Source organism: Streptomyces sp. NPDC030143 (assembly GCF_055573695.1).
The window spans coordinates 23543-36713 of record NZ_JBVIAY010000002.1 but is presented as its reverse complement, the minus strand read 5'-3'; the positions used below and the strand labels follow the sequence as shown (position 1 = coordinate 36713).

General features: G+C 73.5%; 14 protein-coding genes, 1 pseudogene and 1 riboswitch. Of the genes and pseudogenes, 10 read left to right on the top strand and 5 right to left on the bottom strand.

Annotated features, from left to right (window positions below; translation table 11 throughout):
• Positions 1-662: 662 nt before the first annotated feature.
• Together ACZ4YY_RS03330 and ACZ4YY_RS03325 are read right to left on the bottom strand one after the other, a co-directional pair.
• Positions 663-1382, bottom strand: coding sequence for an alpha/beta fold hydrolase (locus ACZ4YY_RS03330; RefSeq protein WP_468283339.1), 720 nt, complete (start codon positions 1380-1382; stop codon positions 663-665).
• Between the two features lie 20 nt (positions 1383-1402).
• On the bottom strand, positions 1403-2374 hold the full coding sequence (locus ACZ4YY_RS03325; protein WP_468283337.1) for an alpha/beta hydrolase: 972 nt from the start codon (positions 2372-2374) through the stop codon (positions 1403-1405).
• A 267-nt stretch (positions 2375-2641) separates the two neighbouring features.
• On the opposite strand from ACZ4YY_RS03325, the pseudogene ACZ4YY_RS03320 reads away from it, so the two are divergent.
• Positions 2642-2980, top strand: a pseudogene (locus tag ACZ4YY_RS03320) (amidohydrolase family protein); the annotation flags it as partial.
• A gap of 401 nt (positions 2981-3381) precedes the next feature.
• On the opposite strand, the gene ACZ4YY_RS03315 reads toward ACZ4YY_RS03320, so the two are convergent.
• Positions 3382-3678, bottom strand: coding sequence for an ANTAR domain-containing protein (locus ACZ4YY_RS03315; RefSeq protein ID WP_468283335.1), 297 nt, complete (start codon positions 3676-3678; stop codon positions 3382-3384).
• A gap of 277 nt (positions 3679-3955) precedes the next feature.
• On the opposite strand from ACZ4YY_RS03315, the gene ACZ4YY_RS03310 reads away from it, so the two are divergent.
• The gene (locus ACZ4YY_RS03310) at positions 3956-4915 is read left to right on the top strand and encodes a helix-turn-helix transcriptional regulator (protein WP_468284327.1); all 960 of its coding nucleotides are present in this window, start codon (positions 3956-3958) and stop codon (positions 4913-4915) included.
• A 308-nt stretch (positions 4916-5223) separates the two neighbouring features.
• Here the strand turns inward: ACZ4YY_RS03310 and ACZ4YY_RS03305 are convergent, their stop codons facing one another.
• Together ACZ4YY_RS03305 and ACZ4YY_RS03300 are read right to left on the bottom strand one after the other, a co-directional pair.
• Positions 5224-5721, bottom strand: coding sequence for a phosphatase PAP2 family protein (locus tag ACZ4YY_RS03305; protein WP_468283333.1), 498 nt, complete (start codon positions 5719-5721; stop codon positions 5224-5226).
• Between the two features lie 97 nt (positions 5722-5818).
• On the bottom strand, positions 5819-6859 hold the full coding sequence (locus ACZ4YY_RS03300) for a YihY/virulence factor BrkB family protein (protein ID WP_468283331.1): 1041 nt from the start codon (positions 6857-6859) through the stop codon (positions 5819-5821).
• Between the two features lie 208 nt (positions 6860-7067).
• Here ACZ4YY_RS03300 and ACZ4YY_RS03295 point away from each other — a divergent pair, with 208 nt between their 5' ends.
• The 8 genes from ACZ4YY_RS03295 to ACZ4YY_RS03260 all read left to right on the top strand — a co-directional run bounded on the left by ACZ4YY_RS03295 (position 7068) and on the right by ACZ4YY_RS03260 (position 13145).
• Positions 7068-8231: a PP2C family protein-serine/threonine phosphatase gene (locus ACZ4YY_RS03295; protein ID WP_468283329.1), complete on the top strand. Its 1164-nt coding sequence runs from the start codon at positions 7068-7070 to the stop codon at positions 8229-8231.
• A 229-nt stretch (positions 8232-8460) separates the two neighbouring features.
• Positions 8461-8910: an ATP-binding protein gene (locus ACZ4YY_RS03290; protein ID WP_468283327.1), complete on the top strand. Its 450-nt coding sequence runs from the start codon at positions 8461-8463 to the stop codon at positions 8908-8910.
• 82 nt (positions 8911-8992) lie between these two features.
• Positions 8993-9175, top strand: a riboswitch (cobalamin riboswitch).
• Between the two features lie 30 nt (positions 9176-9205).
• A complete protein-coding gene (locus tag ACZ4YY_RS03285) occupies positions 9206-9907 on the top strand; it encodes an energy-coupling factor ABC transporter permease (RefSeq protein ID WP_468283325.1) in 702 nt (233 codons plus the stop codon).
• Positions 9904-10284 (top strand): energy-coupling factor ABC transporter substrate-binding protein, encoded by a 381-nt coding sequence (locus tag ACZ4YY_RS03280; RefSeq protein ID WP_468283323.1) that lies wholly within the window; start codon positions 9904-9906, stop codon positions 10282-10284. Before ACZ4YY_RS03285 ends, ACZ4YY_RS03280 begins: the two co-directional genes overlap by 4 nt.
• 6 nt (positions 10285-10290) lie before the next feature.
• Positions 10291-11040 carry a cobalt ECF transporter T component CbiQ gene (gene cbiQ / locus ACZ4YY_RS03275; RefSeq protein WP_468283321.1) on the top strand — a complete coding sequence of 250 codons (750 nt, stop codon included), beginning with the start codon at positions 10291-10293 and terminating at the stop codon, positions 11038-11040.
• Complete coding sequence (locus ACZ4YY_RS03270) at positions 11037-11897, top strand: energy-coupling factor ABC transporter ATP-binding protein (protein ID WP_468283319.1); 861 nt, start codon at positions 11037-11039, stop codon at positions 11895-11897. The genes cbiQ and ACZ4YY_RS03270 overlap by 4 nt, the downstream gene beginning before the upstream one ends.
• A gap of 59 nt (positions 11898-11956) precedes the next feature.
• Positions 11957-12283: an antibiotic biosynthesis monooxygenase family protein gene (locus ACZ4YY_RS03265; protein WP_468283317.1), complete on the top strand. Its 327-nt coding sequence runs from the start codon at positions 11957-11959 to the stop codon at positions 12281-12283.
• A 103-nt stretch (positions 12284-12386) separates the two neighbouring features.
• Entirely contained in the window at positions 12387-13145 is a 759-nt protein-coding gene (locus tag ACZ4YY_RS03260) for an IclR family transcriptional regulator (protein WP_468283315.1), read from the top strand.
• The last annotated feature ends 26 nt before the right edge of the window (positions 13146-13171 follow it).

Genomic DNA, 13171 nt, shown 5'->3' with positions numbered 1-13171 from the left:
CCGCCGCGCAGGGCTGCGCCAGGGCAGCCGGCGGTCCACGGCGGCGGGGCCGCGCCAGGTGCAGACGGTCCGGTGCCGCAACCACCACCGCGGGCCGCCCACCGAGGCAGGACCCCGCCGCGGCGCAGGCGGCCCGCCGCAGCACACTGCGCGACGTGCAGTGCAAGCACTTCGAGGCGCCGGCGGTCACCCGCGCGAGGCAATCACCAGCTCGGGGCGGTCCGCTACGCAAGCGGTCACCCGCGCAGAGCAGTCCGCGACGGCGGCACACCGCACGACGACGCAAGCCACCCGCCCGCAACACCCCCCGCACGGCCCGAACCACCCGCCGCGGCACGCAGGCGGCCCGCCGCAGCGCACTGCACCACCGCCCGAACCGCCCGCCGCGGCACGCCCCACGACCGCCCGAACCGCCCGCCGCGGCAGGGCTGCGGGCCGGGGTACCGCGCCTGCGGGCGCCGCCCCCCCCACCGCACCGTCGCCCCCGGACCGCCGCCGGCGGTTCCGGATGGCCGGCGCCGGCGCACGGTGCCCGCGGGTGAGCCGCGTCGACGCGTCACCGGGGAGCGCGTCGGCGCGGCCGGTGGTGTCCGCACGCCGGTCCACCCCCGGCCCGGTGGCGTGCCGCGCGGGCGCGCGGCCGGGACCCCCGGGCCGGGAGGTCACTTCGTCGCGCGCACCGCGTCGCGGATCAGGTCGGCGACATCCTTCGGCCGGGACACGGCGACGGCGTGCGAGGCGCCCTCCAGTTCGACGATCGTCGCCCCGGCCCGCTTGGCGGCGAACCGCTGGACATCCGGGTTGATGGCGTGGTCCCCGCCGGCCACGAGCGCCCAGGACGGCTTGGTCCGCCAGGCGGCCGCGACCGCGGTCTCCTCGAACGCGGCGGCCGCCAGCGGACGCTGGGCGGTGGCGAGGACCTCGGTGACCTCGGCGGGCACGTCGGCGGCGAACACCGTCGGGAAGGCGTCCCGGGCGATGGTGACCTCGACGCCCGACCCGCCGCCCGGCAGCGGGTAGGTCCACTCCTTGAGGTTGCTGACCAGCGGCGACAGCGGGAAGCGGCCCTGCAGCTCGCCGAGGCTCTCGCCCTCCTCCAGGACGTAGGCGGCGACGTAGACGAGTCCGACCACGTTCTCGGTGACACCGGCCACGGTGATGAGGGCACCGCCGTAGGAGTGGCCGACGAGGATCACGGGGCCGTCGATCTGCGCGGCGACGGAGGCGACGTACGCGGCGTCGGAGGCCAGTCCGCGCAGCGGGTTGGGCGGCGCGACGACGGGGATGCCGTGGGCCTGGAGCTCGCCGATGACGCCGGACCAGCTGCCGGCGTCGGCGAACGCGCCGTGGACGAGGAGGACGGTGGGCGTGGTGGTGGTCATGTCGGGGTGTCTCCTCGTTCTCAGGCGGTGTGCAGGGCGGTGTGCAGGGTGTGCACCGCGAGGGTGATGGCGGCCTCGGCGGCGTGGGTGGAGCGCAGGGCGTTGAGCATCACGAAGTCGTGGATGACGCCCTGGAAGCGCACGGCGGTGACCGGGACCCCGGCGGCGCGGAGCTTGTTGGCGTAGGCCTCGCCCTCGTCCCGCAGGACGTCGGCCTCGCCGGTGACGACCAGGGCCGGGGGCAGGCCGGTGAGCTGCTCGGTGGTGGCGCGCAGCGGCGAGGCGGTGATCTCGGCGCGCTCGGAGGCGTCGGTGGTGTACTGGTCCCAGAACCACTGCATGCCGTCACGGCGCAGGAAGTAGCCCTCGGCGAACCGGTGGTAGGACGGCGTGTCGAAGGCGGCGTCGGTGACCGGGTAGAACAGCACCTGCTGCACCAGCGGGACCCCACCGCGTTCCTTGGCCATCAGGGTCAGCGCGGCGGTCATGTTGCCGCCGACGGAGTCGCCGGCCACGGCGAGCCGTGCGCCGTCCAGGCCCTTGGACGCGCCCTGCTCGACGATCCACCGGGCGACCGCGAAGTTCTGCTCGACGGCGACCGGGTAGCGGGCCTCGGGCGAGAGGTCGTACTCGGGGAAGACCACGGCGGCCTCGGCGCCGACGGCGAGTTCGCGGACCAGCCGGTCGTGGGTGTGGGCGTTGCCGAACACCCAGCCGGCGCCGTGGATGTAGAGGATCACCGGGAGGGTGCCCCCGGCACCGGCGGGGCGGACGATGCGGGCGCGGACACTGCCCGTGGGACCGCCGGAGACGATGATCCACTCCTCGTCGACGGCCGGCTTGTCGATCTCGCCGGACTGGACCTCGTCGACGGCCTTGCGTCCCTCCGCCGGCGGCAGGTCGAACAGGTACGGCGGGTTCGCGGTCGCCTCGGCGAACGCCCGCGCGGCGGGTTCGAGCACCGGCGCGGCCGGCTCGACGACGTCGGACATGGGTATCTCCAGCTGTTATCGGTGAGCGAAGTCCTGCCCGGCCACGCTAGATCCGCCCGATGTCCGGACATTGCCCACGGGTGCACGGGAGTTGTCCTCACAGCGCACCGCGGCGACGGGCGTGAACACCCACCGCAGTGCGCTGTGAGCACTCATGCGGTGCGCTCACGGAACACACCGAGGCGCGCCCAGCGGTTCGGCTTGGGGGCGGAACAGACAGCGGTTCCCCCGGGTCGGACACAATCCCCGGGATTCCGTGGCCTCAGCGTGCTGGAGCTGCGCTGGGACGGGGTGCCCGCCCTGCGGCAGGGTCTGGCGATGCTGCGCGAGCAGGCCGCCCGCACCCCCAGGGGCCAGTGGGCGAGGGTGGTCGGGGGCTGGTCGGCTGAGCAGTTCGCGGAGCGGCGGCTGCCGACGGTCGCGGAACTCGACGCCGCCGCGCCGGACACGCCCGTCTTCGTCCTGCACCTCTACCAGTCGGCCGCCCTCAACCGGGCCGCCCTCGAGGCGGCCGGTTACGACAGGAACACCTCGGACCCGAAGGGCGGCCAGATCGTGCTGGGTGCTGCGCCGCCGGCTGGAGGAGTGCCGGCGCGACCTGATGCGCCACCGGCCCGGGCGGGCGCACCGTCGCGGCGGTGGCCGGCCGATGGTGCCCTCGTCCCGGAAGAGCCTGTGCAGGTAGCGCACGGAGATGTGGTGGGCGCGGGCAATGGTCTCCGGGGACATGACCGGATCTCCCCACGGCGACCGGTTGACCCGCTCTGACCAGCAGCAGCGCAAGGAAGGCGCGCTCCTGCGGCCCCGGGCTCCTCCTGGGTCCGTCCCCGCCGCAGCCGCACGGGCCCAGCACCTCGAACCGCACCGACTGTGGCGGCACGTCATCCCCCTCCGCACGCTCTCCCCCGGGCATCGGCTCTACGCCGCGTCAAGGGTTACCGAGAGTCACAAGGGAGGGGGGAGAGTCACAGGGGAGGGGGTGGGTGAGGAGCGGGGCAGGCGTCGTGTCACGCCTCGTTGAGGCGTTGGAGGGCGTCGACCAGCGCCTTGTGGATCCCGTCGGGCAGCCAGCCGCAGTGGGCGCCCTGCACGACGTACTCCGCGACCTCGCGCAGCTTGGTGTTGGTGTGCTGGGATATCTCCTTCAGCACGTCCCAGCCCTGCTCGGGCCGCAGGTGGCCGACGCTGATGACCACGCCGATGGCCTGGTCGATGACGGCGTGGGAGGCGACGGCCTGCCGCAGTTGCTCGATCTCCTGCTCCAGAACGCCGATCCGCTCCCGCAGATCCTCCTCCGCTGCCATGGTGACCTGTCTTTCCACTGTCCTAGTTCCACGAGGCGCCGTCGGGCGACGTCGCGGCGCCGTCGCCTTCCAGCCTGCACGCCGATGACGACATCGGCTGCCCCAGGGACGAAGACCTTGGGCCGAACCGGTCCGGAAAACGAATGCAGGCCGGCAAGGCGGGCAGGTGACAGAGACGAACAAGCGGCGGTCCCCGCTCGTCGCGGACCTCGCGGCGGGTCCCGGCCGTCGCGCTCCGGACCCGCGCCCAGCGCCCGACCCAGAGGACGAGGCCGTGATGGACACGCTGTTCTTCGACAGCGACGACCTGGAAGTGACCGAGGACTTCCTCAGCCGGGCCTACGCCAAGATGCACATCGGGAGCAACGCGCCGGAGGCGGGCCGGGCGCGGATGAGCCGTGCCGCGATGCCGTCCGTGACGGTCGACGAACTCGACCTCGACTTCGAGATGAGCTACTCCGTCACCCCGCTGGGCCGGATCTGTCTGTGCCTGGTCCACGACGGCACCATCCAGGACCATGCCTTCGACGGGGTCGAGGACGCTTTCGGGCCCGGTGACGTGGTGTCCTTCGCACCGCCCGAGCTGCCGTACAGCGGCCGGGTCTGCAACGCCCGGTACAACATCACCATGCTGGACACCGACCTGCTCACGCAGGTCGCCGCGGGGGCGCCGGGGCGCAGACCCGAGCCGGTGCGGCTGACCGGCCACCGGCCCCACTCCGCGGCCGCGGCGCGCCACCTGCGGCGCTCCGTCGACTACCTGCGCGACCACATCCTCACCGAACCCGACGTGGCCGACCAGCCGCTGATCGCCTCCACCGCCGCCCAGCACCTGGCCGCGAGCGTCCTGGCCGCCTTCCCCAACACCGCCCTCACCGAGCCCACCGCGGGCGACCGCAACGACGCCCACCCGACGACGCTGCGGCTCGCGCTGGCCTACATCGACGACCACGCCGACCAGCCCATCACGGTCGCCGACATCGCCGCGGCCGCGCACGTCACGGTCCGGGCCCTGCAGTACGCCTTCCGGCGCCACCTGGACACCACGCCGCTCGCCCATCTGCGCCGGGTGCGGCTGTCCCACGCGCACGCCGACCTGCTGGCGGCGAACCCCCTGGACGGCACCACGGTCACCGACGTCGCGGCCCGCTGGGGCTTCTTCCACCCCGGCCGCTTCGCGGTCCTGTACCGCAACGCGTACGGCCGACCGCCCCACCGGACCCTCGCCGAGGGGTGAGGTCGACCGGCGGCGCGCACCTCCACGGCTCCGGTAGGTGTCCACGTGTCACCGACGTGCTCGGGAACCCCGCCCTCGGGGTGGCGCACATACCCCTGCCACGGTTCCTCGCCGTCCGCCATGCGGGCGCCGCCTCGCCGTCCGGCCCGCCGGCGCCGCCCGCACTCCCCACGACCAGGCCGGGGACTCCCCACGACCAGGGCCGGGCATTCCACCCGGCCGCAGCTCGCCTCCTCGAGGGAACAGCCGCCCAGCGGCACGGCGCGGTTCCCCGGCCGGCGCGAGAGCCCGGGCGTCAGGCTCCGGTGTCAGGTCAGGGCGCGGGCCGCCAGCCGGGGTGCCCGGTGGGCCAGGACGGCGGCGGCCAGGCCGATCATCGCGCCGACGGTGACGTCGGAGGGGTAGTGGGCGCCGGTGTGGACCCGTTCGCAGGCCACCAGCACCGTCGGCACGGCACACGCCGCACCCGCCCGGGGCCAGGTCACGGCCACGGCGGCCGTGAAGCCGACGGCGGCCGCGGTGTGCCCGGAGGGGAAGGACGAGGACTCGGGCCGGTCGTGGACCTTCTCGTGCGGGATCCACTCCTTCGGCGGCCGGCGCCGCTCCCACAGTTGCTTGACGACGCAGTTGGAGACCGTCTCCGCCACCGCCATGCTCAGCACCCCCGCCGCCGCGGCCCGCCGTCCCCGCCACCCTCCGGCCGTCGCCATGACGGCGGCGGCGCCCCACCAGAGTTTGGTGTGCTGCGCCGCCTCCTCGACCGCCGGCAGCACGCGCCGCACGGGCTTCCACGGCCACGAGGCCACCTGTCGCACGAGCTGTCGATCGCGCTTGCGAAGATCCGCCAACACCCTCATGACCTGCGACTTCCCGGTCTCGCCGGTCCCTAACGCGGCGGGCCGCTCATTCCATCCGGCGCTCGTCCTCCTCCGTCCAGGCGCGGGTGTCGCGGGGCTCGACGTACGGCTCCTCGTCGTGCGGGAGGCCACCGGCGACCGCGCGCTGCCGGGACAGCTCGGCATCGAACTCCAGACCGAGCAGGATGGCGATGTTGCTGATCCACAGCCACACCAGGAACACGATGACGCCGGCGAGTGTGCCGTAGGTCTTGTTGTACGAGGCGAAGTTGGCCACGTAGAACGCGAAGCCGGCCGAGGCGACCAGCCAGATCAGCAGGGCGAGCACACTGCCCGGGGTGATCCAGCGGAAGCCGCGCCCCTTCACGTTCGGCGTCGCCCAGTACAGGAGAGCGATCATGATCGTGACGAGGACGACGAGCACCGGCCACTTCGCGATGGACCAGACCGTCAGCGCCGTGTCGCCGACGCCGAGCGCCGTACCGGCCCGGCGGGCGAAGTCGCCGGTGAACACCACGATCAGCGCGCTGATCACGGCGAGCACCAGCAGCACCACCGTCACCCCGACCCTGACCGGCAGGACCTTCCACACCGGACGTCCCTCGGGCATGTCGTACACGGCGTTGGCGCTGCGGATGAACGCGGCGACGTAGCCGGAGGCCGACCACACCGCCAGGACGATACCGACGACCGCCATGATCGAGCCGATGCCGCCGCGGCCCTGCAACTGCTGGACGGCGTCGCTGATGATGTCCCGGGCCGAGCCCGGGGCGAGTTTCTGGAGGTTCTCCAGCACCTGCTCGGTCGCCGACCGGCCGGCGAGTCCCAGGATGGACACCAGCACCAGCAGGGCCGGGAACAGCGAGAGCACGCCGTAGTACGTCAGGGCGGCCGCACGGTCGGTGAGCTCGTCGTCCTTGAACTCCTTGACCGTGCCCTTGAGCACCGCCAGCCAGGACCGCTTCGGCAGCTTGCGGGGTTCGTCCGGTGCCCGTCGTTCCACTTCTTCGCCGGGTCCGGGCGACCGCTGCTGCTCGGACGCCTGCGGGCCACCGGTGCGGTGATCGGATTTCGATGTCCGTGCCATGGCACCCGGAGTAACCCGATCGGGCCGGATCATGCGTCGCCCGGAGGGGGCGCGCGGAAGCTCCCCAGGGCGCCCCGGGGCGAGACACGGGCCACAGACGCACAGGTCCGAGGCCGCCCGGGGTACCCGGTTCCTCGAACGACCGCACGCCGGGGGTGGAGACATCCGCCCCCGCTCCCTTCCACGGAAAGGTGGGTGATCCCCGCTCGTGAACAGATTCGCGACCGCTGAGCGCAGTCTGCGGACGGCGGCCCCTCACGAGCTGCTCGACGCTGTCCGCCGTGTACTGGTCGAGCAGTACACGGCGGAGTCCGTCGAGCTGTTCCTGGCCGACTACGGCCTGACGGTGCTGCGACCGGTGTCCGAGCTGCCGCACACCCTGGAGCCGGTGCCCGTGCACGACAGTCCGGCCGGCCGGGCCTTCTGCGCGCAGGAGCCGTATGTGGAGCCCGTCCGCCAGGGCGCTCCGGTGCGGGTGCACCTGCCGGTCTCCGTCCGCGGCGACCGGCTCGGCGTGCTGACGGTGACGCTGCCCGGGGGCGACCAGCCGCGGGACGTGGTGGGCGAGCTGGCCGAGATCGCCCAGGTGCTCGGGCACGAGGTGGTCGTCGCGGAGCGGGACACGGACCTGTACTTCCAGGCCCGGCGCAGGGACCGGCTCACGCTGGCCGCGGAGATGCAGTGGCAGTTGCTGCCCGGCCGCTCCTGTGCCCGCCCCGAGTACGAGCTGGGCGCGCAGCTCGAGCCCGCCTACGCCATCTTCGGCGACAACTTCGACTGGTCGGCGACGGCGGACCGTCTGATGCTGTACGTCACCAACGGCATGGGGGAGGGCATCGAGGCCTCCCTGCTGACGAACCTGGCCGTCAACGCGCTGCGCAACGCGCGCCGGGCCGGCATCCCCCTCGACGACCAGGCCGCCCTGGCCGACCAGGCCGTCTACTCGCACTACCGGGGCCGGTGCTTCCTGTCGGTGCTGATGCTCGACTTCGACCTCGTCACCGGCCTGGTCCGGGCGGTCGACGCCGGGTCCCCGCAGTTGCTGCGGCTGCGCGACAGGACCGTGGAACGGGTGCATTTCGAGGCCCAGTTGCCGCTGGGCATGTTCGAGGAGACCGACTACGTCACGCAGGAGTTCCGCGTCGAGCCGGGCGACCGCCTCGTCTTCGTCAGCGACGGCGTCCACGAGGCGGCCTCCCCCGGCGGCGAGGCGTTCGGGGACGGCGCGCTGGCCCGGGCGATCGCCGCCACCCGACTGCTGCCGGCCGCCGACGTGCCGGGCGCCATCCTGCGCGAGCTCACCGTCCACCGTGGCCGGCCCTCCCCGGACGACGACGCCCTGGTGGTCTGCCTGGACTGGCGCGGACGCTGATCCGAAGCCCCCGGCCCGCCGGACGGCCGCTGTTGTTCGCACCGCACCCCGACGCTAATGTTTGTCATACGGCAACGATCAGCCGGAGGCGTGCCGCCCGGCAGCCGCACGGTTCCGTGCGCAGGGAGACGATGCAGGTGTCGCGACGAACAACGCTCATCTCCCACCCGCACGGGAGCGGACGTCCGGCGGGCCCGGCCACCCGCGCAGCGGGCCGGGAAGCGGTCACGTGACCCCGGTCCCGGGACACGTCCTCGCGGCCACGCTGCCGATCGGTTCGGACGCGGATCTGGGCTGGGTGCGCCATCGGGTGCGGCAGGCCGCCGCGGGCCTCGGCTTCGGTCTCGTGCAGCAGACCAAGCTGGTCACCGCGGCCAGCGAGCTGGCCCGCAACACCCTGGTCCACGGCGGCGGCGGGTACGTCGAGATCGCTCCGCAGGACGACGACGGCCGACGCGGCCTGAGACTTGCCTTCACCGACACCGGCCCCGGAATCGGCGACCTCGACCTGGCGATGACCGACGGCTACACCACCGGCGGGGGCCTCGGCATGGGCCTGAGCGGGGCCCGCAGACTGGTGAACGAGTTCGCCGTCGACACCGAGGCCGGCCGGGGCACCACCGTCACCGTCCTCGCCTGGGCGCCGGGCCTCTCCCCGGCCGTCCCGGAACCCCGCTGAGGCGACGTGTGCGCCGGGGTGTGAGCCGCCGGACACCGTCCGCGCGCCCCCGTTGCCGCTTGTCACCACCCCTGTACGGGCACTACTGTCACCACGCCTTGGTGAACGGGAAATCCGGTGTGATGCCGGTGCGGCCCTCGCCACTGTGATCGGGAAGTCCGGCTCCGGCCCTCGCGGGCGGCCACTGGGTCCTCGGACCCGGGAAGGCGGAGTACGGGCGGTGGTACCCGTCAGCCAGGAGACCGGCCAAGGCGCGTCAACCATCCACGAGGTGCTGGAGAGGGTCTGCTGAGCCATGCACATTGCCGAGGGTTTCCTGCCTCCGGTGCACGCGGTCGCCTGGGGCGTCGCGTCGGCGCCGTTCGTCGTCCACGGAGTCCGCTCGCTCCAACGTGAGGTGCGGGAGCACCCGGAGAGCACGCTGCTCCTCGGTGCCTCCGGGGCCTTCACGTTCGTCCTGTCCGCGCTGAAGCTGCCCTCCGTCACCGGCAGTTGCTCGCACCCCACCGGCACCGGCCTGGGCGCGATCCTGTTCCGGCCGCCGATCATGGCGGTGCTGGGCACCATCACCCTGCTCTTCCAGGCGCTGCTGCTCGCGCACGGCGGCCTGACCACGCTCGGCGCGAACGTCTTCTCGATGGCGATCGTCGGCCCGTGGGCCGGTTACGGCATGTACCGGCTGCTGCGGCGCTACGGCGTGCCGCTGATGGTCGCGGTGTTCTTCGGGGCGTTCGTCGCCGACCTGTCCACGTACTGCGTCACCAGCGTGCAGTTGGCGCTCGCGTTCCCCGACCCGGGCAGCGGGTTCCTGGGCGCCCTGGGCAAGTTCGGGTCCATCTTCGCCGTCACGCAGATCCCGCTCGCGGTGAGCGAGGGCCTGCTCACGGTGCTGGTGATGCGTCTGCTGGTGCAGTCCAGCAAGGGCGAACTGACGCGTCTGGGCGTGCTCGTGACGGGCCGGCAGGCCCCGGCCGGAACGGAGGCGGCGGCCCGGTGAAGCGGAACACGAAGATCAACCTCCTGCTGCTGCTCGCGGTGCTGGCGCTCGCCGTGCTGCCCCTGGCCCTCGGGCTGGGCGACCACAAGGAGGAGCCCTTCGCGGGCTCCGACGGCGAGGCGCAGACGGCGATCACCGAGCTCGAGCCGGACTACGAGCCGTGGTTCTCACCGCTGTACGAGCCCCCGTCGGGCGAAATCGAGTCGGCGCTGTTCGCGGTCCAGGCCGCCCTCGGCGCGGGTGTCCTCGCCTACTACTTCGGGCTGCGGCGCGGGCGGCGCCAGGGCGAACAGCGCGCGCGGGCCGAGTTGCCGGCCGAGGACGTCCCGGCGGCGAAGGAGCCCGAGGCCGGGGCGTCCGTGGCGGAACGGACCTGAGCGCTCGTGCTGCCGATCGACGCGGCGGCGCACGGCAGTCGCTGGCGCCACCGTCATCCCGTGGACAAGGCCGTGCTCGGGCTGGGCCTCACCGTGCTCGCGATCTCGCTGCCGCCGTGGCCGGGCGCGGCCCTGGTACTGGTGACGGCGCTCGCCGTGCTGCTGGGCCCGGCGGGGGTGCCGGCCGGGCGGCTGTGGCGCGCCTACCGGGTGCCGCTGGGCTTCTGTGCGACGGGCGCGGTGACCCTGCTGGTGCAGGTGGGCGGGCCCGGCGGCTTCGTCTCCCTGGCCGACGGCGGGTCCGCCCGGGCCGGGGAGCTGATGCTGCGCACCTCGGCCGCCTCCCTCGGCGTGCTGCTGTTCGCGTTCACCACGCCGATGTCCGACCTGCTGCCGCGACTGGTGAAGGCGGGCGTGCCGGCGCCGGTCGTCGACGTGGCGCTGGTGACGTACCGCATGAGCTTCCTGCTGCTGGACTCCGTGCGTCGGATCAGGGAGGCGCAGGCGGCACGGCTCGGGCACACCTCCCGGGCCGCCGAGTGGCGGTCCCTTGCCGGGCTGGGCGCCACCGCGTTCGTGCGGGCCTTCGACCGGGCGACACGGCTGCAGGCCGGGCTCGCCGGACGCGGCTACGACGGCACGCTGCGCGTCCTGGTCCCCGAGGCCCGCGTCTCGGTCCGGTTCACCTCGGCCAGTGCCGGGCTCCTCGTGGCCCTGGCCGCTCTCACCCTCGTACTCGAAAGGCCGTTGTCATGAGCGAGCTGGTCGCGCTGCGGGGGGCCTCCTTCGCGTACGAGGACGGCCCGACCGTGCTCGACGGCCTGGACTTCGAGATCCGCGCGGGGCGGGCGCTCGCCCTGCTCGGCCGCAACGGCAGCGGCAAGACCACCCTGATGCGGCTGTTGAGCGGTGGACTGCGGCCGCGCAGCGGCGCCTTGACGGTCGAGGGGCGGGCGGTGGAGTACGACCGCACGGGGCTGACCCGTCTGCGGACGACGGTCCAGCTGGTCGTCCAGGACCCCGACGACCAGCTGTTCGCGGCGTCCGTCGCCCAGGACGTGTCGTTCGGGCCGCTGAACCTCGGGCTCTCCGACGACGAGGTGCGGACCCGGGTGGCGGAGGCGCTGGACGCCCTGGACATCGCGGCCCTGGCCGACCGGCCCACCCATCTGCTGTCCTACGGGCAGCGCAAGCGGACGGCGATCGCGGGCGCCGTCGCGATGCGGCCGCGCGTGCTGATCCTGGACGAACCGACCGCGGGGCTCGACCCCGACGGCCAGGAGCGGCTGCTGACCACCCTCGACGGGCTGCGCGCGTCCGGCACGACGGTGGTGATGGCCACCCACGACGTGGACCTCGCCCTGCGCTGGGCCGACGACGCCGCTCTGCTCACCCCCTCCGGCGTCCGCACCGGCCCCGCGGTGACGACGCTGGCCCGCACCGACCTGCTCCGGCAGGCCGGACTGCGACTGCCCTGGGGCGCCGCGGTCACCCGGCTGCTGCGCGCCCGGGGTCTGCTGGCGGACACCGAGCCGGGCCCGCGCGACCCGGACGAGCTGGCCGCCCTGGCAGCGGCACACGCCACTGCCCCGCTGCCGGCCGCGGAGGGGTGACGGCGGGGGCGCCGGGGCGCCCGGTGGGCCCGCGCGGAGCGATCCGGCAGGATGGGCCCATGAGCGTAGTCAAGATCAACGTACTGACCGTGCCGGCCGAGCAGCGGGAGACGCTGGAGAAGCGGTTCGCCTCCCGTGCCCACGCCGTGGAGAACTCCGACGGGTTCGAGTGGTTCGAGCTGCTGCGGCCGGTGGAGGGCACCGACACCTACCTGGTCTACACGCGCTGGCGCGACGAGGAGTCGTTCCAGGCCTGGATGGAGGGGCCGATGAAGACCGCGCACCAGGGCGGCGGCGAGGGTGCCGAGCGGCCGAAGCCCGCGGCGTCCGGCTCCACCCTGTGGTCCTTCGAGATCGTGCAGCAGGCGGCGCCGAAGAACGCCTAGGTGTCATCGCGCGTGCGCCGTCCTCCGGGGACCGGGAGGCGGCGCACGCCGGTGCGACGGGCCGCACCTTGCCTGCGCCGCGCGCCCGGCGCACGCTGGTCGTATGAGTGCTCGGGATGGCCCCACGCTCATCACCTCCGTGCAACGGGCGTTCCGGCTGCTGGAGGCGGTGGGCGCGCACGAGAACGGCGCTCCGGCCAAACAGCTGGCCCGGGAGACGGGGCTGCCGCTGGCCACCGCCTACCACCTGCTGCGCACGCTGGTCCATGACGGATACCTGCGCAAGCTGGACGACGGCGGGTTCGTCCTCGGCGACAAGCTGGGGACCCTGCACACCGTGGGCCGCGGGCAGGCGCTGCTCAGCCGGGTCCGGCCGGCGCTCGCCGCGCTGCGCGACGAGCTGTCGACCGCCGCCTACCTCACCTTCTACGAGGACGGCGAGATCAGGGTCGCCGAGATCGTCGACGGCCCCCGCGCGCCCCGGGTCGACCTCTGGGTGGGCTTCGAGGACGCCGCGCACGCCACCGCGCTGGGCAAGTCCGTGCTGCGCGAGCTGGACGACGAGGCCCGCAGGGACTATCTCTCCCGGCACCAGCTCGCCGACCTCACGCCCCGTACCATCACCGACCGGCCGGAACTGCTGCGGCGCCTCGACGACGCGCCGCTCGCCCCGGCCGTGACGGACATGGAGGAGTACGCGCTCGGCACGGTCTGCGTCGCCGTCCCGGTCTACAGCGGGGACACCCTCGGTTCGCTCGGGATCTCGCTGCCCGCCGACCGGCTGTCCCGGCTGGAGCAGGCCCGGTCCCTGCTGCTCCCGACGGCGAGCCGGGTGACCAGGGGTCTTTCTCTCACTATCTGAAAATCCCCTCCTTGTGACGGGCGGAT

What these genes read in the sequence shown, in the direction of transcription:
- ACZ4YY_RS03330 (WP_468283339.1), bottom strand. Translation starts at nt 1,382, where the DNA reads ATGACCACCACCACGCCCACCGTCCTCCTCGTCCACGGCGCGTTCGCC.
- ACZ4YY_RS03315 (WP_468283335.1), bottom strand. Translation starts at nt 3,678, where the DNA reads ATGGCAGCGGAGGAGGATCTGCGGGAGCGGATCGGCGTTCTGGAGCAG.
- ACZ4YY_RS03310 (WP_468284327.1), top strand. Translation starts at nt 3,956, where the DNA reads ATGGACACGCTGTTCTTCGACAGCGACGACCTGGAAGTGACCGAGGAC.
- ACZ4YY_RS03265 (WP_468283317.1), top strand. Translation starts at nt 11,957, where the DNA reads ATGAGCGTAGTCAAGATCAACGTACTGACCGTGCCGGCCGAGCAGCGG.
- ACZ4YY_RS03285 (WP_468283325.1), top strand. Translation starts at nt 9,206, where the DNA reads ATGCACATTGCCGAGGGTTTCCTGCCTCCGGTGCACGCGGTCGCCTGG.
- ACZ4YY_RS03325 (WP_468283337.1), bottom strand. Translation starts at nt 2,374, where the DNA reads ATGTCCGACGTCGTCGAGCCGGCCGCGCCGGTGCTCGAACCCGCCGCG.
- ACZ4YY_RS03260 (WP_468283315.1), top strand. Translation starts at nt 12,387, where the DNA reads ATGAGTGCTCGGGATGGCCCCACGCTCATCACCTCCGTGCAACGGGCG.
- ACZ4YY_RS03270 (WP_468283319.1), top strand. Translation starts at nt 11,037, where the DNA reads ATGAGCGAGCTGGTCGCGCTGCGGGGGGCCTCCTTCGCGTACGAGGAC.
- ACZ4YY_RS03300 (WP_468283331.1), bottom strand. Translation starts at nt 6,859, where the DNA reads ATGGCACGGACATCGAAATCCGATCACCGCACCGGTGGCCCGCAGGCG.